We start from the raw sequence: 282 nt of genomic DNA, 5'->3' as shown, positions 1-282 counted from the left end.
CGGTCCTCGGGATGTGGCTGCAGACCAGGCAGCCGCTCCCTGAATCGGCCTGACTTTCGTTCCTATCGGGAGGCTTGCCCAGCAGGTGCCGGCTGGCCTGATTCTTGGTCAGCGTAGTACGCCTCCTCAACCTCTGCCGGGGTGCGCATGTCGAGCTCGCCGTGGAGGCGGGAGTTGTTCCACCACCACACCCACTCGAGAGTCGCCAGCTCGACCTGCTCAACCGTTCGCCAGGGGCCGCGCTGACGGATCAGCTCGGTCTTGTAGAGGTTGTTCACGGCC

General features: G+C 64.9%; 1 protein-coding gene. It reads right to left on the bottom strand.

Features of this window, described 5'->3' with window-relative positions:
* Positions 1-62: 62 nt before the first annotated feature.
* The coding region (locus tag SB754_RS19870; RefSeq protein ID WP_410784107.1) for an IS3 family transposase at positions 63-282 on the bottom strand (220 nt) is incomplete at its 5' end.

Source organism: Leifsonia sp. SIMBA_070 (assembly GCF_046534635.1).
GTDB lineage: Bacteria > Actinomycetota > Actinomycetes > Actinomycetales > Microbacteriaceae > Leifsonia.
The sequence above is the reverse complement of the archived record's forward strand: the minus strand, read 5'-3'. Positions and strand labels throughout refer to the sequence as shown.